General features: G+C 55.7%; 12 protein-coding genes and 1 pseudogene. 4 read left to right on the forward strand and 9 right to left on the reverse strand.

Translation table 11 applies throughout. The features are described from left to right. Positions 1–34: 34 nt before the first annotated feature. The gene (locus VV869_RS14105; RefSeq protein WP_337735555.1) at positions 35–1,408 is read right to left on the reverse strand and encodes an alanine/glycine:cation symporter family protein; all 1,374 of its coding nucleotides are present in this window, start codon (positions 1,406–1,408) and stop codon (positions 35–37) included. Positions 1,409–1,966: 558 nt separating this feature from the next. Here VV869_RS14105 and VV869_RS14110 point away from each other — a divergent pair. Together VV869_RS14110 and cqsA are read left to right on the forward strand one after the other, a co-directional pair. Further along, a complete protein-coding gene (locus VV869_RS14110) occupies positions 1,967–2,182 on the forward strand; it encodes a hypothetical protein (protein WP_337735556.1) in 216 nt (71 codons plus the stop codon). A gap of 196 nt (positions 2,183–2,378) precedes the next feature. After that, positions 2,379–3,562, forward strand: a pseudogene (gene cqsA / locus VV869_RS14115) (alpha-hydroxyketone-type quorum-sensing autoinducer synthase). 132 nt (positions 3,563–3,694) lie between these two features. On the opposite strand, the gene VV869_RS14120 reads toward cqsA, so the two are convergent. The 3 genes from VV869_RS14120 to VV869_RS14130 form a co-directional block, all read right to left on the reverse strand. After that, the gene (locus VV869_RS14120) at positions 3,695–5,668 is read right to left on the reverse strand and encodes an ATP-binding response regulator (RefSeq protein WP_337735557.1); all 1,974 of its coding nucleotides are present in this window, start codon (positions 5,666–5,668) and stop codon (positions 3,695–3,697) included. Positions 5,669–5,893: 225 nt separating this feature from the next. Then, a complete protein-coding gene (gene nhaA, locus VV869_RS14125; RefSeq protein ID WP_337735558.1) occupies positions 5,894–7,231 on the reverse strand; it encodes a Na+/H+ antiporter NhaA in 1,338 nt (445 codons plus the stop codon). 95 nt (positions 7,232–7,326) lie between these two features. After that, on the reverse strand, positions 7,327–8,541 hold the full coding sequence (locus tag VV869_RS14130) for an MFS transporter (protein WP_337735559.1): 1,215 nt from the start codon (positions 8,539–8,541) through the stop codon (positions 7,327–7,329). A 123-nt stretch (positions 8,542–8,664) separates the two neighbouring features. Here VV869_RS14130 and soxR point away from each other — a divergent pair, with 123 nt between their 5' ends. Beyond that, complete coding sequence (gene soxR / locus VV869_RS14135; protein ID WP_337735560.1) at positions 8,665–9,117, forward strand: redox-sensitive transcriptional activator SoxR; 453 nt, start codon at positions 8,665–8,667, stop codon at positions 9,115–9,117. Positions 9,118–9,221: 104 nt separating this feature from the next. After that, positions 9,222–10,907 (forward strand): alkaline phosphatase D family protein, encoded by a 1,686-nt coding sequence (locus tag VV869_RS14140; protein ID WP_337735561.1) that lies wholly within the window; start codon positions 9,222–9,224, stop codon positions 10,905–10,907. Between the two features lie 83 nt (positions 10,908–10,990). Here the strand turns inward: VV869_RS14140 and VV869_RS14145 are convergent, their stop codons facing one another. The 5 genes from VV869_RS14145 to dsrO form a co-directional block, all read right to left on the reverse strand. Next, positions 10,991–12,055 (reverse strand): c-type cytochrome, encoded by a 1,065-nt coding sequence (locus VV869_RS14145; protein ID WP_337735562.1) that lies wholly within the window; start codon positions 12,053–12,055, stop codon positions 10,991–10,993. 9 nt (positions 12,056–12,064) lie between these two features. Next, the gene (locus tag VV869_RS14150) at positions 12,065–12,676 is read right to left on the reverse strand and encodes a c-type cytochrome (RefSeq protein WP_337735563.1); all 612 of its coding nucleotides are present in this window, start codon (positions 12,674–12,676) and stop codon (positions 12,065–12,067) included. Between the two features lie 155 nt (positions 12,677–12,831). Next, positions 12,832–15,924: a tetrathionate reductase subunit A gene (locus VV869_RS14155; protein WP_337735564.1), complete on the reverse strand. Its 3,093-nt coding sequence runs from the start codon at positions 15,922–15,924 to the stop codon at positions 12,832–12,834. Between the two features lie 12 nt (positions 15,925–15,936). Continuing rightward, positions 15,937–17,076, reverse strand: a complete 1,140-nt coding sequence (gene nrfD, locus VV869_RS14160; RefSeq protein ID WP_337735565.1) for an NrfD/PsrC family molybdoenzyme membrane anchor subunit — start codon at positions 17,074–17,076, stop codon at positions 15,937–15,939. Next, complete coding sequence (dsrO, locus tag VV869_RS14165; protein WP_337735566.1) at positions 17,073–17,843, reverse strand: sulfate reduction electron transfer complex DsrMKJOP subunit DsrO; 771 nt, start codon at positions 17,841–17,843, stop codon at positions 17,073–17,075. The genes nrfD and dsrO overlap by 4 nt, the downstream gene beginning before the upstream one ends. Between the last annotated feature and the right edge of the window lie 102 nt (positions 17,844–17,945).

A 17,945-nucleotide genomic window follows, 5' to 3' on the forward strand; every position in this document is an offset into this window, starting at 1 on the left:
TCGGGATGCTGTTTTGATCGATATGCGGCTGAAATTATTCTGACTTCTGAGTGCTCTCTGCCTGGGCAGCAAAGTATTCGCGGGTCAGCTTGAACACCACCGGACTGAGCAGCAAAAGGGCAATCAGGTTCGGGATGGCCATCATGGCATTGAGGGTGTCGGCCAACAGCCAGATAAACTCCAGCGATCCGGTCGCGCCGATCGGCACCGCGATGATCCACAGAATGCGGAAGGGAATAATCGCCTTCACACCGAACAGAAACTGAACACATTTTTCACTGTAAAAGCTCCAGCCGAGAATAGTGGTAAAGGCAAAGATCGACAGCGAAATCGCGACCAGGTAATCGCCGACGCCGGGTAAGGTGGCGGCAAATGCAGACGAGGTCAGGGCAGCGCCGGTTTCGCCGCTTTGCCAGACTCCGGTGACCACAATCACCAGTCCGGTAATGCTGCAAATGACTATCGTATCAATAAAGGTTCCGAGCATTGCCACTAATCCCTGATTGACCGGGTTCCGGGTCTGAGCGGCAGCATGGGCGATGGGAGCACTGCCTAAACCGGCTTCGTTGGAGAAGATGCCCCGGGCGACGCCGAATCGGATGGCAGCCCAGACGGCGGCTCCGGCGAAACCACCTTGCGCGGCAACCGGGCTGAAGGCGCTGGTCAGAATCAGGCCGATGGCTGCCGGAATGTCTGCAATGTGGATCCCGAGGATCAGCAGGCCGGAACCGACATAGAAGACAGCCATCAACGGCACCAGTTTCCCGGCGACATCAGCAATCCGTTTGATCCCGCCGACCAGGACCAGGCCGACCAGAATCATCATGACAAAGCCGGACAGCATGGTCGGAACGCTGAAGCTACTGTGCATGGCGGCAGCAACGGAGTTGGACTGCACCGTATTGCCAATCCCAAACCCGGCAACGGCCCCGAAAATGGCAAAGGCCGTCCCCATCCAGGCCCATTTATGACTCAGGCCATTCTTGATGTAATACATTGGCCCGCCGACGTGGTTGCCGTCCTCGTCGGTTTCCCGGTATTTCACGGCGCAGACCGCCTCCGCGTATTTGGTCGCCATCCCGACCAGCGCAGTACACCACATCCAGAACAACGCTCCGGGCCCGCCAAGAAAAATGGCCGTTGCCACCCCGGCGATATTCCCGGTGCCGACCGTTGCAGAAAGTGCCGTCATCAGGGCATTGTACGGACTAATTTCCCCTTGCTTATCTTCTTCCGCTTTCGAAGCCCGGCCGGCCCACAGTAATTTGAATCCGGTACCTATTTTCAGAATGGTCATCAGCCTGAGACCAAAGGTCAGGAAAATACCCACACCGAGGATCATCACCAGCATCGGCACGCCCCATACCTGAGCGTTAATAGCGGTGATTAAATTCGTTAGTGCATCCATACGTTGTACTCACCTTTTGTTTTTCTAATCTATGCAAAAACATAGGTGTCGTTAGCCACAAATACAAACTTGTCGGGGGATGAGAGTGATGTTTGGTGTCATAAAAATGTCACATGATAGGCATAATCTCCGCCGCTGGGCGTGTCATCGCGGCAAAGACATCGGATGTGCATCAAGTGCAGTATGATCTGCTGTTCGGAACGAACTGAAATTGCGTGTTTGTGTGGATTTAAAGTCAGAAAAAACGCAGGCGGTCTGAAACTTGTGAGCTGGATCGTGTGTTTTCAATTGGCGTGTCTGAAAGGTTGATCTTCCATCAAAAATTGAAACGAAAACGGGGTCTGATTTTCAAAATTTATGACTGCGAATCAAATATTTAAAGTTATAGCACGCGATTTGTATTACATTGGCAACATATTTTTGTGCAACTTTCTGAAATATTAGTAAAAGTTGACCAAAACTATAGCCCTACACCAGATAGTGATTATGATGGGTGGGCGGTATCTACAACAATTAAAATAAAGTGTTTCACTTTTTATCAGTGACTGAGCAGGAACCATGATTAGACAATATGCTATTTTTTCCAATCAATTTCCCAACCTTCATCGGTTGTTTATTGTATTGATCGTCAGCATTTCACTGATGAGTAGCTATCTGGTGTTGGAGCACAATCATCTGCAGTATGCCTGGGGTATTATTCTGCCGGTACTGCCGTTTGCATTGTTTGCTAAGTCTTCGGATTATAAGAAAAAGTATATGCATACGGAAAAATAGCGCCATGCGCCGGTGTTTCGTATAGTTTCCGCTCACTTCAGCAAAAAAATTGAGATTGTAATCAATTGCATTGCACCTTGGTGCGTACATCTGCGCCTTGTTGTTTTATATTGGTCAATAGGCATAATGACAGTCTTGTCAGAAGATGAGACTGGAATATGCCTGTTATCGATATAAATAATCAATGAGGTATATTATGAACACTCTTATCCAATCCCCGAAAGCATTGCCTTCGTTCGTAAAAAAAAGATTGAATCTCATCTAACCGAGCTCATCTACCCCCGTAAAAACCAACAGCACCTGGTGCTTGGACAACAGCCGAGTGAAGGTGCGATTGTTTTACAAAGTAACGACTACCTGGCCATCTCGAATCATGACAAGATTCGTGACGCGTATTTTGCTGCTCTCGAAAAGGGACGCAAAGACGTGGTGATGTCCGCGATTTTCTTGCACAAAGACCTGGAAGTCGACAGCTTCGAACAGCAATTGGCCCAGTACACGGGCTATGAGCATTGTATCCTGTCGCAATCGGGGTGGGCTGCCAACATCGGGCTGATCCAAACGGTACTGCCACCGAATACACCGGTGTATATCGACTTCTTTGCCCATATGTCATTGTGGGATGGTGCCCGTCATGCTCAGGGGGAGATCCATCCGTTTCTGCACAACAATGTCCGTCAGCTGGGCAAATTGATCCGCCGCCATGGTCCCGGGTTGATTCTGGTGGATTCGGTATACAGCACCTTGGGTACCGTCGCGCCGCTCACCGAGATCGTCGCGTTGGCAAAACAGAGTGGGTGTGCCATTTTGGTCGATGAGTCACATTCATTGGGAACCCACGGGCCGCAAGGAGCCGGTTTGGTTGCTGAGTTGGGCTTGACCGACGATGTGGATTTTCTGACGGTCAGCCTGGCAAAAAGTTTTGCCTACCGGGCGGGCGCGATTTTATGTAGTCAGAAAATTGGACAGTGCCTGCCGTTTGTTGCCCATCCGGCAATCTTCAGCTCAGCCCTGCTCAATCATGAAATCGAGGTGCTCAAGGCCACCCTGGCGGTCATCAAAGCGGGAGATGCGCGTCGTGAGCGACTGTTTGTGCAGTCGGAGAAGCTGCGTCAGGGATTAAGAGCCCTGGGTTTTCATATTCAGAGTGAATCCCAGATCATTGCACTGGAAACCGGCCCGGAAGATCAGACGGAAATCGTACGCGATCATTTGGAAGCCTGTCAGGTGTTTGGCTCGGTGTTTTGCCAGCCGGCGACGCCGAAAAACAAAAACCTGGTGCGGTTTTCAGTTAACAGCGATGTCACTGATGCAGAGATCGATCATATTCTCTCGGCGTGCAGTCTGATTGAGCCGAAAGTGATGACGAGCCGAAAGTGATGACGGGCCAGCGCCGTTCGTGATGTCGTATGTCGCCGGGAAGGTGCAGAAGATGCAATTGCGGGTGATCTGATCCTTTCTGCGGCATAACACACAGCCCGGTATCTAGAATACCGGGCTGATTTCTGTCTTTCAGACCCAATCCGCGACTTTGGACAAGAGTTGTTCTTTAGGGGAGGGCTTGTTTAAAAAATCGTTAATACCCTGCCGCTTTAATTCATTTTGCTCATCGCTGTTGAGTCCGCCGGAATAACAAATGATCGGAACGTCTTGAGTGTGCCTGAATCGCTTGTCCCGGCGAATATGCCGGGCCGTTTCCACGCCGCCCATCTGCGGCATGTCCAGGTCCATCAAAATGACATCAATGGGGTTATGTTCCAGATAATTCAGGGCCATCTGACCATTTTCGGCATAGACAATCTGGTAACCGCTTTTTTCCAGTAAGATCCCCGAATATGTCCTTAGCGAGGCATTGTCATCCACGATCATCACGGTGTTGCTGACGGCTTTATCCGGGGCATTCAGCATCAGCGATGATGACGGTTCAAAAAAGCAGTTCGCAATCTCCTGTACCAAATGATTAATGTTTTTGCGATTCGGACTAAAGCGGCAATTGGGCGGAGGATTGAATGTCCCGTAATGCGACAGTGCCTGTTGGTGGAGATAGAGCGCGGGCTTTTCGGCATCGTTCAGGAGTTGGCTCAGAGATGTTAGTGCCCCTTGGCTCTGCATCACGGTATCGAGATCGACGATGATTAAATCCTGGCTGAGGGTTGTTGCGTCCAGTGCGGTGACGCCGGATGGGAACACCAGGCTAACTTTAAACCCGTTATAGAATGCCAGCCGCTGCAATGACAGATAAGCGTTGTTATTCTGTCCTACATACAGCAGGGATTTATTGGCCAGTAATTTGCGCTTGAAACTTGAGATGGTGTTGGAGTGGGATTTCGGCAGCGTGATGGTAAATTCGGTCCAGTGCCCCAGGCTGGAACGGCAATTGATGTGGCCTTTAAATGCCGTAATGACTTTCTTACAGAACGGCAGCCCGAGGCCGGTGTTGCTTTTTTTACCGTAGGTAAAAAACTCATCGAAAATATAGGGGAGGTGGTTTTTGGAGATGCCGACCCCGGTATCTTTCACCGTAATCACATTTTGGACACCGCTGGTTTTCAGGGTAATGGTGATCGCGAAATCCTTTTTTTTCTCGTAATGCAGCGCGTTTTTAATCAGGTTAAAGATGACGTAGCGAAGCAAGTGATCACTGCCGAAAAATATCGCATCTTTATCATAGTGAAAAGTAATGAGCTGTTGCTCGGCGGCACTTTTGTATCCGTAATTGCGAATGGCGTGCTCGATCACCCGGACCAACGAATAACTCTGGAACGAGTCGTTGGAAATTTTCTGGTTATTGATCGAGCTCAGCATCAGGTTGATGGTCTCATTGCCGCTGTCAATGATCGCCAGATCATTGTTGATGATGGCATGAATATGCGCCAGTTGCGTTTGTGTCAGGGCACAAGGCTGCTGTTTGTCAGGCTCGGGCAGTATTTCGCGGATAACTTCCAGAGAACTATATAAGGCACTGAGCGGATTACGCATTTCATGCGCAATCCCGGCACTGAAAGAGCGGGCGAACAGCATTCGGTTTTTGTTTTCTGCCTGATTGCGATAATTGAAAATCACCCCGGCGAAATAGGCGAAACTGAATACGACGACATACGACCACTGAAATCCGCCGACTTCAATGCCGCCGTCCAGCAGGAAAGCAAGACCGAATGCTGCCAGCAGGCCGAGGGATGAAATAATCAGGACCAGCAGCCAGTCATAGATCAAGAGAATCGACAGGAAGATACTGGCCAAAAATGACATCATCCAGATGATGGACCAGTCATTTTTGATCATCATAAAACAGAAGAAGAACGGCAGTCCGACGCCGACGGAAAAGGCAAAATGGAGGTATTTAAACCGGGTGAAAAATGCCGGTAAGTGATTTTTAATCACAAACGGAATAAATAATACGGAGCAGATTAAACGGAGCGTTAAATTCTCATAACCTTGCGGGAACAGGTGATGCCAGATGACGTAATAGGCGGGGAATCCGATCATTCCGAAGGTGCCAACGATAACTAAATTGGGTTCTACATACCGATAGTTATCTCTTAATCGACTCTTTAAATTCATGTATCCCGTCTGCCGTGCGCACCGTTGGCGCTGGTTTTTGATAATATACGCATTATTATATTAAACCAATTGCACCTAAGGCAGGGAGAAATTTTCTGACCTTGCGATAGACATCAAAGATGTTCTGCCCGCATCCGTTTCCGGGCGGGCTCAGGCGCGAAATCTAAACCACACATAACCGCCGATCCCGGCAAAAAGCGACGCGACGATAATGGCCGTTTTGGCCAACACCAGTGCTTCGTGCTGGCCGCTGAATCCCAGCTCACTGATGAAAATCGACATGGTAAATCCAATTCCACCAAGAAAGCTTAACCCGATGACATGGCGAAAGGTCATTTTCCCCGGCAACTGTCCCAGCCTGAGTTGCAACGCCAGGTAGCAAAACAGCGAAATCCCGATGGTTTTCCCGAACACCAGCCCGGCGATGATCCCCAATGCCAGCGGGTGAGAAACAATATTGAGGAGGAGATCCGTCTTGATGGGGATCCCGGCGTTGGTCAGGGCAAATGCCGGTAGAATGAACAGGGCCACCGGCTGTTGAAGGACTTGCTCCCAGCGGCGCAGCGGTGTGGTGGCTTGCTCGGCCGCCTGATGGATATGCAGCGCGACTGTGTGTTGCGAGGGCTCCCCCAGGATCGGCGTATCGTCGGCGCGTTCTTTTTCCATGTGTTCAAAGCGAAACAGCAAATTGCGCAGCCGATGAATAAACCAGGCCGGTTCCTGTTTGGGGCGTGCCGGGACGGTGACTGCAACCAGCACCCCGGCAACGGTCGCGTGGATCCCGGAGCCCAGCATCGCAGCCCAGAGCCCGGCGCCGACGGCCAGGTAAAGGCCGGGCTTCCGAACGCCGAGCAGGTTGAACAACAGCAGGGTCAGCAGCAAGATGGCGCAGGCGAGCAGATGCGGCAGGCTGATCGCGTCAGAATAGAACAGGGCGATCACCAGAATCGCACCAATGTCGTCAATGATGGCCAGCGCGGTCAGAAAGATAAAGGCCGCTGCCGGAATATGGCGCCCCAGAAGTGCCAGAATACCTACCGCCAGCGCGGTGTCGGTGGCCATGGGGATCCCCCAGCCCATGCTGACCTCAGTGCCGAAGGTTAGCGACAGATAGAGCACTGCCGGAACCAGCATGCCGCCCAGTGCGGCGGCGGCAATCGGCAGAAAGGTGTTCAGGCTGTTGATATCGCCGACCAGGATCTCGCGCTTGATTTCCAGCCCGAGCAGGAAAAAGAAATAGGTCATCAGACCGTCGTTGACCCAGTGTTTGAGGCTCATGGCAAAGGTATGATCGCCGAAGATAAAGCCGACCGGGGTATCAATGAGGGCCTGGTAGCCCGGAGCCCAGGGAGAATTCGCGATCACAAGGGCGATGAGAACGCAGATCAGTAGGAGCAGGCTTGCAGTCGTCTGGCTCTGGATAAAGGCCTGAAACGGGTGATAGAGTTTTTCAAAGCCTTTCTCTAATGGCGTTTTTGTCAGTGCCATGGCCAGCCCGCTTTCCGTTTAATACTTGCAAATTCACAGTATAGCTGTCTCTGACGTTTGGCTGGGGGCGCTTGGCTCCCCAGCTTCATGTCCTGTCAGGCCGCTTGCGGGGTGGCTGTGCTGAGATTGGTCTGATGGGCGCCGCGGCGATAGAGCTGGATCATCACCAGGGTGCTCAGCAGCATGACCAGAGCAATGCTGAGAAAACCGTAGACCGTCAGATCGTAATGCGACAGCAGGGCAATCAGGACGTAGCTGGCACTTTGAGCCAATGTCGAAAACAGTTTCAGTCCGCCGTCGATTCTGCCGCGCTGGGCAATGGCTATTTCATGGTTCATTTTGGTGATCCGGGCGATGCGGTTGAATGAATTGAAGAACCCAATAATGACTACCAGGACCACCATGATTTGCGGAGACAGATAAAGCGACATGGCGATCAACAGCAGGCTCATCGCCATCATGGAAATCAGCATCGCCCGCTCGAACACCACGGTGCGGAGCAGCTTTGCGACGATCAGACCGCAGATCAGTGCCCCGATGCCGTAACTGACATTCCAGCTGGCAAACCACATGCCGCTGATCCCCCGTTCGGCAAAGTAGATCGGTACCAGTTTGGCCAGGTAGGTCAGCATCGGATAAGAAAGACAGGACAGGGCCAGAAACAGGTAAAAATGAGGTTGCAGCCTGAACAGGTGGCCGGTTTCCTTGAGTTGCTGGCTGAAGGGGATGCTCGCTGAAGCCCGGGAGAGCTTGCGATGATACGGGGTAAGCGTGTAGCACAGTGCGGATAATCCTGAGGCAACCACGGCAAACAGGGCAAACTCGCTCATCGACCACAGTTCAAGCAGGACGATCCCGGCCCCGCCGGCGCCCAGCATCGTCAGCTGCATCACCACTTCCTGATGTCCGGTGATTCGGGCGTACTCTTCCCGGCTGTAGTTTTCCTGGGTAAAGGCATTATTGGCCGACCAGGCAACGTCATTAGTGATCCAGAAGATCCACTGTGCCGCAGCCAGCAACCAGGGGGAGGCGAGCTGGTTGAGCGCGGCAATCATCACCAACAGCGCGGTGGTGGTTTGGATCACCTGCACCCAGACCAGAATGGCTTTACGCGAGTGACGATCAATAAGAGTTGAAAGGATCGGGGTCAGCAGGAAAGAAGACAGGGTACAGATCAGCGTGATGAGGGCGACAAAGCTGCCGGAGCCGGATTCGGTGATCAGGATCCAGGGCAGCGCCATCATGAACATCCCGGACGAGATGCCGTCAAAGAAGCGTCCGCCGAGATAAGGGAGGGTTTTGTTGTACATTGGGAGGCCTTGTTCGTTTGAATTTGCTTTAGCCTAATACCTCAGGTTAACTTGAGGTCAACAGCAAATAGTTTAATATCTACGACAACCGAAATCGGAATGGATCAAGAAAGGGAGCAGACGATGGAATTGTCAGTCGGACAAGTGGCTAAACGGGGCGAGGTCAGTGTCTCGACGCTGCATTTTTACGAGGAGAAAGGCTTGATCCTCAGCCGCCGCAATGCCGGCAATCAACGCCGTTATGATCGCAGCGTGCTGAGGCGGATCGCGGTGATCAAAACGGCGCAACAATTGGGGATGTCCCTGGAAGAGATCAAGCTGGCGCTGGCGGCGTTGCCGCTCGATCATGCACCAACGCAGGAAGAATGGGAGCATCTGGCACGGCAATGGCAGCACCGGCTGGATGACAAGATCCGCCAGCTTCAGCGCTTGCGTGACGAGCTGGGGGAATGTATCGGTTGCGGGTGCCTGTCGATGAAAAAATGTTACCTGAGAAACCCGCAAGATACGCTGGCACAGCAGGGAAATGGCGCTGTATTGTGGCAAACGTCGGTCAATGCGCTGGAAAAATCGTAAGATTCAAAATTCTATCAAATAACTGTCACCCAATTGTCATCAAATCATGTGAGTCTCGTCGCACTGGTTAGACCAGGTAACTTCATAATAACAAAGGAAAGATTATGTCTTTGTCGCGTCGAGACTTCATGCGGACCCTGTCATCCGGAGCGGTGGCTGCCACTTTGCTGGGATGTGAGAATGAAAATACCACTGCTCTGAGTAGGAGCACTGCTGCGGTTGCATTTGAACATGGGGTGGCCAGTGGCGATCCAACGCAACAGGCGGTGATTATCTGGAGCCGGGTGACAACCACCGCGCGTCAGGCGACGGTGAGTTGGGAAGTCGCCACGGATCGCGATTTTCATCAGCTGGTTCGCAGTGGTGAGGAAAATACGGACATTTCGCGGGATTTCACCGTCAAAGTCGATGTCGATCAGCTGAACCCTGCAACCCAATATTTCTACCGCTTTCGCTGCAACGGCGTTGACAGCCTGATTGGCACCACTAAAACCCTGGCAGAGGGGGCGCTCGACCGGGCGTCTCTGGCTGTGATTTCCTGCGCCAACTATCCAGCGGGTTACTTCCACGCCTACCGCGAAATTCTCAATCAACACCAGCAAGCGCCGTTGGATGCCGTGCTGCACCTGGGAGATTACATCTACGAATACGGCCTGGGTGAATATGCCACCGAAGATGCCGAGCAACTGGGCCGGGTGCCGAGTGGTGGAACTGAATGTCTGACACTGGAAGATTACCGTGCCCGTTATGCCCAGTATCGTCAGGATGCCGATCTGCTGGCGATGCATGCGGCTTTGCCGATGATCGCGGTGTGGGATGACCATGAAATTGCCAACGATACCTGGCGCGAAGGGGCGGAAAATCATCAGGCGGACGAAGGCGTGTTCCTGGAGCGTCGTGCCGCTGCGGCTGCTGCCTGGGTCGAGTGGATGCCGGTGCGGGAAAACCCGGCTTCCAGTGTATTGATCTATCGGGATTTCTCGCTCGGCAATTTGCTGGATCTGTATATGCTGGACACCCGGGTGGTGGCCCGTGATCAGGCGCTGGATTATTTCGCTCTGGACAATCCGACCCCGGCAGCAATCGGCGCGCTGGTGACCGAGGCCAAGACGACGCCGCGCCAACTGTTGGGGGCGGATCAGAAAAACTGGCTGCAAGGGAAAATGGCGGCCAACTCAGCCACCTGGAGCCTGATGGGGCAGCAGATCCTGATGGCGAAAATGGAGCTACCGAGCACCGTGATGCAGGCCATGCTGGGGTTATACCAAGCCACTGACGCACAACGTCCGGCAGCGATGCAGGCGGTCCAGCAGGCAATCGCGGCTTACCTGAACGATCCGTCCAGCGATCCGCTTTCATTGCCGTATAACTTAGATGCCTGGGATGGTTACTATCAGGAGCGCGAATGGCTGTACGGGGTGGCTTCCGGCCTCGGTAAAAAGCTGATCTCGTTGGCGGGAGATACCCATAACGCCTGGTGCAGTGAACTGAAAACCCACGGCGGCGATCCGGTCGGGGTAGAGTTTGCGACCAGCTCGGTGTCATCGCCGGGGATGGAAAAGTATCTGGGGCTGGAAACGGCGATGATCACTCAGGTGGAGACATTCATGCCGAACCTGGTTGGCGAGCTGTTCTGGACCAACCTGCAGCAGCGCGGCTTTATGCGCCTGGATGTAACGCAGGCTCAAGTCACCGCCACCTGGCACTTGCTCTCTACCGTCAAAGAGAAAACCTACACCACCACTACGCAGTCGGTGTCGACGACCGACGGACTGACGCTGAGCAGTTAACCTCCTGACGTCTGTCCTAGTGTCTGCTCTGTTCGTCCTGCATCCCGCAGGACGAACAGATCCCCTTCAGGTCCTTTCACGGCTCAGATGCTTGGCTGCGGATCGACCGTCGCGGTCGGATAGGCACGGCTGCCGAGCTTGTGACCGTCTATCGCATCGCCGTAGTAACCCTGATGCTTGTGATAGCGCTGGTCGTTGGCGTCCAGATCGCCCCGGTAGCGCGGGTCCTGTGGCCGTTCATGACTGTTCATGTACGCGGCGACATCCCAGGCCTGCTGCTCGGTCAGCTGAACACTTTTCCCCAACGGCATGTTTTCATAGATGAAGAAGGCTGCGGTATTGATTCGGTGCATCCCGGCGCCCCAGTTGAAGGCATCTTTGCCCCACAGCGGCGGAAAATACTGGGTGCCGTCCGCGCCTTTGATCCCCTGGCCATCGCTCGCATGGCAAACGGCGCATGTTGATTGGTACACCTGCTTACCGCGTGCAATGGAGGGTTCCTCTGCGGGTTTCGGCAGCTTTGGATAGCCGCGACCGGCAAGATTGCCGCGTTCGCTGACCGGAAAATCAGCCGCAATTTCAGCCGGTAGAATGAAGTCTTCGCGCTTGCCGCCGATGATCAGTTCAGCATCGCTCAGTTCCGGAACCGGCGTCTCGTGCAGGCCGTATTTATCGAGTAAACCACTCATGGTGAGCCAGTAGGCGTAGGCACTGAGCGCGACCAGCTCCGGCGAGTGATTGTCCGGCGGCACGCCGTTCATCGAATAATCGAAGCAGCCCTGGATCCGATCGCCGTAGGTGTTGACCTTATCGTTTTTCTTACGGTATGCCGGATAGGCAGTATAGGCGGCCCACAGCGGCGCGGCATTGGCTTTCATCCCGGCCTGCATGTGGCAGTTGACGCAGTTTTGCTCGTTGCCGACATACCGGCCGCGCATTTGCTGCGAGTCGACAAACAGCGAATAGCCGTATTTGACTTTACGGCCGAACTCGGTGTCGGGGATCGCCGTCAGCGGACGTGGTTTGAGGTAATCGGTATTGGCCTTTTTGGCGACGGCCGGCAGTTCAGTTTGGCGATCTGGCAAGGTGTCGGCAGCAAGCGGGGCGCTGGCCAGCAGGGCAGCCAGCAGCGTGATACGGTAAGTCATCCTGGCTCCTTAGTAGCGTAATGAGGCGAAGTAAAAGGCTAAGTTGCTGATTTCATCATCGGTCAGCTGACGGGCGATGCTGGCCATCATGGCGTCGTGATCGCCGCTGCGGGTACCTTGCTTCCAAGCGCTGAGCTGCTTTTTCAGATAGTCCGCATGCTGACCGGCCAGACGCGGAAATTGGGCAACACCGGTGCCGCTGGCGCCGTGACAGGTGGCACAGGCCGGAATGTTGCGATCCCAATCACCCTGATAAACCAGCTTGCGTGGCTGGCTGTAAATTGCGGCATCCGCGCCACGTTTCTCTGGATGCGTCAGCAATTGGCTCGGAAGTGTGGCGAAGTAATCAATCACTTGTGTCCGGGCTGTCGGATCGGTCAGGCCATCGGCCATGCTTTTCATCATTGGATCCTGGCGTTTGCCGGACGAGAAGTGATCCAACTGGTCAGCGATATAATTCGGATGCAGTCCGGCAATCATTGGGGCCATGTTCGGCGCGCCCTGGCCGTCGTTGCCGTGGCAACTGACGCAAACTGCCGCCGCGGGTGGTGGGGAGGCCACGGCGCCGGTGCTCATCAGCACGATACCGAGCAGCGTGAAATGTAGGGTTCGTGTCGACATATCTCACTCATTTTATGTGGTTTTAGATTGAGCCACCGATTATCGTGATGGCTGTCGGCGCGGCTATTGTGGGTTTCCACATCAACGGGGAAACTGTGAGCTGCCCCTGCCTGCGGGACGCCTGCAGGGACAGCCAGATCACGCCGATGGGCGGCTTACACTTTGCGGATCCGGGCTGGCAGGGCGAGGCGGGCAGCCGCCCCGACCACCCAGTCGAGCAGGACGCCTTTGCCTTCCCGGGTCGGGTCAATCAGGCCGATATCATTGATGTTGATCCCGTCACTGGACTTCATCTTCACCGGTTGCTGTTGATCGCCAATCCAGTGGGCCCGCTCGCCCAGCTCCTGATGGCCGAAACCATGCTCAATGCCTAAGGTGCCGGGTTTGACGCCGTGAATGACCATCGCCAGCGCCCGGGTACTGGCACTTGGGGTTTCGATCTCAAAGGTGTCCCCAGTGCGGATCCCCAGCCGGGCGGCATCGTCCGGATGGATATAGACCGGGTTGACTCCTTTGATCGAATTCAGGCGCGGCGAGAGGTTTGAAACCGCACTGTGGATATTTGATTTAAAGTTGGTCAGGGTGAACGGCCATTCTGTTGCCGGATAGCGTTCCGCCAAGGGCGTTCCGTCCGCCAATTGTTGCGGGTACCAGGTCGGGCAGCCGCTGTACAGCTTGCCGGATAAGGTGTTGCGCGAGGTGCCGACCTTTTCGTTCCAAATCGATAGCGGCCTTGTCCATTGGTGACGCATTTGCGTGTCGCGGTACGCCTGATCGGCATTCTCGAACCGCCCGCCGCGGGCGAAGATAAAGGCAACCCGCTGGACTTCTTCCGGGGTCAGCACGTGTTGCATCGCCGGGAGCAGGCGGTCAAGTCCGGACCAGACGATATCCTCGGCACTGGCGGCCGGGACCCCGCCTTTGACGTACGCTAAGTTGGCCGCCGCCCGCAGGTAATAGTCGTCAGCGCTGTGGATCGGGTGCCAGTTGCCGTGGCTGTCCTGAATTGCCCGCTCGCCGAAGCCGCCCAGCTCGAGCTTTTTCGCCACATCAATAAAGAAGTTCTCCAGGTTGATGGCCCGGCCGTCGGCGGTTTTTTCTGTCAGCGGTTTCACAATCGGCCAGCGGGCGGTGACGCTTTTGGTCGGCACCCCGTGCCAGGGCACGGCCATCCCCCAGCTTTCATAGGTCACGGTGTCAGGCACCAGATAATCCGACAGCGCCGTGGTTTCATTGATAAAGGCATCGACCGAAACAATCAGGCCGAGCTGCTTGGGATCGGCCAGATTGTCGCGCAGCAAATTGCTCAGGCCCGGCACCCCGTACAGCGGATTGGCCATGTGGTTGATCCAGGCTTTGAGGCGATAGGGATACCCGTCAATCGCGGCGGACAAATGCTCGGTCAGCAGCGGTGCCGAGATCGGATACCAGGGGGCCCGTGTCGGGTAGGGCGACTGCCCGGCCGCGATGCGGCGTTTGTACTCGCTGGTTTTGTGATACGGGAATTTGCTGCGCGACAGGAACACCCCTTTGGGTTTGACCTTGCCCTGAAATTTGGTGAAGTCATAGCGTGGTCCGGCCGCTGCGGTCGGGTAGCCCCCGGCTTTGGCCATCGCACCGCCTTTGCAGTTAATATTCCCGACCAGGGCATTGAGCATCAGGATGGTAAACGAGTTATAAAAACCGTTGGTGTGCATGTTGCCGCCATGGGTATCGACCACCGCTTTGGTGCCGTGGCTGGTAAAGCGGCGGGCCAGATCGACAATGGTTTCTTCGGCAATGCCGCACTGGGCGCTGTAAAAGGCGAGATCGTATTTGAATGCGGCTTCTTTCAGTCGTTGCAGGGACGATTTCACCCGCACCGGGCCGTTGCCGAGCGCGATTTCACGATCGACAAACAGTGCCGCCTCGCCGGTTTGGGTGTGAATGCCCAATGTGCCGGATGTTGCGTCGACAATCACAAACGGGTCGGTGTCCGATAAGGGCTGGCCGGTATAGTCCAGATTGACATCCGACGCGCGCAGGAAACTGCCGTTACGCGGATGGTGGTCATCGCTGATCACCAGATGGGTGGCATTACACCAGTGGGCAGTGTTGGCCTGCTTCATCGCCGGGACGCCCGGCTGGGCGAGGAAGCGGTGATTGTAGCGCTCGTGGGTGAGGATCCACTGGATCATCCCCAGCACCAGTGCCGAATCGGTACCTGAGTTGATTGGCAACCAGTGGTTGTTATCTCCCGCCGCCAGACTGGACGATCCGGCCGGCAGGCTCGGGGTCACAATGGTGTAGTCAAACTGGCGCTCGCTACGGGCCTCGGCCAGCTGGCGCGCCTGACGTTTGAACGGGTTGCCCGCCTGAGCGGGAGACATGCCGATAAACAGCACGTATTCGGCATGGTCAAGGTCCGGTTTTAAGTGGGCGAATTTGTCCAGATCGCTCATCAGGGCACCGGAACCGGCGCGGAACGCATAGCCGCAGTAAGAGCCGTGGTGGCCGAAATTGCGGGTGCCGAAGCTGTTGAAGGCAAAGCGCTTGAGAATGTCATCCCGGCCTTCGTTTCCGGCATTGGTGACCAGCAACTGGTTGGCTTTGGGGCCGTATTCCGGGTTGGCCGGGTCGAGCGGGGTGTCGAGATCGCGGATCACCCGCAGGCCGTTGACATGGCCCTCGCCGAACAGATCGCCGCCTTCAACGATTTCTTCGATGAGCTGCTCGTAGCTGATCGGGATCCACTTGCCTTCGCCCCTTTTGCCGACACGCTTCAGCGGCTGGGTGATCCGGTACGGGCTGTTGCGGATCTCCATCATTCCATTGCCCCGGGCACAGGCGGTCGAGCGTCCGGCCAGCCCGGCCTCTCCGGCGAGTCCCAGATAGGCTTGCTTGACCGGGGTTTCAAAAGGGATCTGTTCATGATGGGACAACGGATGATACGGGTTGCCCGAAATGCGCAGGATCTCGTCGCTGTGATTATCGATCCGTACCCGCAGCCCGCACAGGGTCCAGCAGCCGAAGCACATGGACGGGGCCACCCGCTGGTCCGGGTTGGGAATAACCCGGCCGCTGTCGGTGACGGTCATTTCCGGTGCCAGCGAGTTGCCGTGGTGCGGATGGCGGGTGGCTTGCCCGGCGGTGCCTTCCAGGACGCCGTCGAACATGTGTTTGGCGGTGGTGCTGTAGCCTGCGGCAAAAGCGCCGACGCCGCCCACCGCCAGACCGGATTTTAATAGCTGTCGTCTTGTCTTATCCATGGTGTTGTCCTCTTACTGGCTGATGTGCGGGTGGTTCATGGGATGGTGCGGATCAGGCGGTGCGGTCCCGGTTTTGGCGTTGCCCTGGATCAGTTCCGATCCCAACAGTGCCAGCGCCAGCCACAGGCCGAACATTCCGGCAATGCCGAGTAGGCCGTTGGTGCCGAGCGGCAGCTGATAAGGGTAGGGACCGGCATCAAAGCGGGCGAGGGTCTGGACTTCGATCATGCTGATCCAGCGGGTCAGCCAAGCGGCGACCAGGGTGGTGAGCGTGAGCAGGCCCAGACTGAGTCGGCTCACTTGCCGCTCGCGCCCGAGGACCAGCCAGCTGGACACCGCGGCCAGCAGCATGCTCAGCGATAACACCGACAGGTTGATGATCCAGTCTGAGCGCTCATACAAGGTAAAACCGGGATTGTTGGCGGCCCAGATCGGGATCAGCAGGAACGCCAATACCGCGGCGGAAGTGGTGGTTTGTCGCAGTAATCTGTGGTCAAACGGCGTCAGTTGCGCCGAGTGGGTGCGATCAGACGGCAACAGGCTGTAGATCAGCGCCGTGAAACCGACGGCGGCCAAAAATGCGGTCACGAACCAGAGCAGCGGCGATGCCGGTTGGTGCCACAGGGGGCGGCTGGCGACGACGGCGATCTCGGCACCGGTATACAGGGCGATCGTCAGCCCGGACAGCGCCGTCACGATGGCGGAAGCCAGCAGGGTGTGGTTCGGGGTTGACCACGACCCCAGCGTCAGCCAGGCCAGTTTACGGATCAGTGGGCGCTCACTCTGACTGAGGGCTGCGAGATCGGCGCGCAGGTACAGCCAGGCCGTGAACACGGCCAGTGCGGTAAATATCGGCAAAAACAGCGATCCTAGTGACATCCAGGACCAAGGGGTGAAATGGGCGTAGAAGTGCCAGGCGCGTCCGGGCTGGTGGAGATCGCCGGTCAGGGCGAGCGGACCGACCATGGCCCCGATCGCCATCACCAGCACCAGCGCGGCCCGCAACCGGTGGCTGGTCTGACGGCGAAACAGCAGGCTGAGCACAAATAGCAGGGCGGCGGCATAGGCCGAACCGATGTAGAAAAAGTACTGCACTACCCAGGGAAGCCAGGCGACATCCTGCGCCGGGACAAGAATTTCGGTGATCATCATGCGTGGGCTCCTTGGGGATCATAGATCGCCGGTTGACCGTCGATTTGGGAAGTAAAACGTTCATCCATGCCGATATAGAACACATGGGGGTTGGTGCCGGCTTCGGGCTTGAGCACCTTCAGGTCGTCCTGGTTTTCCGCCATGATGCGGTTGATCTCGCTGTTTGGATTGTTGAGATCGCCGATAATCCGGGCGCCGCCGACACAGGTCTCGACGCAGGCCGGGAGCAGTCCGGCTTCCAGCCGATGGGCGCAGAAGGTGCATTTGTCGGCCGTTAATGTGTCCTCGTTGATAAAGCGGGCGTCATAAGGACAGGCCTGGACGCAGTAGGCGCAAGCCACACAGCGTTGGTTGTCGACCATCACCACGCCGTCTTCCCGCTGGAATGTTGCCTGCACCGGGCAGACCTTGACGCAGGGCGGGTTGTCGCAGTGGTTGCACAGCCGCGGCAGGGTAAATGCCTTGACGGTCTGGGTGGCGGTCGAGCCGTCATCCAGGGTGACTTCGTACTGTTTGACCGTTGTGCGGAACTGGCCGATTGGGGCCTGGTTTTCGATGCTGCACCCGACGGTACAGGCCTGGCAGCCGACGCATTTGCGCAGGTCGATCACCATGGCGTAGCGCTTGCCGGACTGGCCTTTGCGCTCGGGCAGCTGGTTGTTGCGAATGACGGGACTGGCGGCAACCGTCCCGGCGACCGGAATTAAGGCGGCACCGGCGGTAATAGCACCGATGCTGTTGAGGAATCGTCGTTTGGTGGTATCCATAGCGAACCTTTGTTGTGACCAGTGAAATGGGCCTGAGGAAATTGTCAGCAATTCGCCAAGTGCTTGATATTGTGGTTTTCCACATATCCGGCTTTGGTTTGA

The organism is Photobacterium sp. MCCC 1A19761, from assembly GCF_037389125.1.
Classification (GTDB): domain Bacteria; phylum Pseudomonadota; class Gammaproteobacteria; order Enterobacterales; family Vibrionaceae; genus Photobacterium.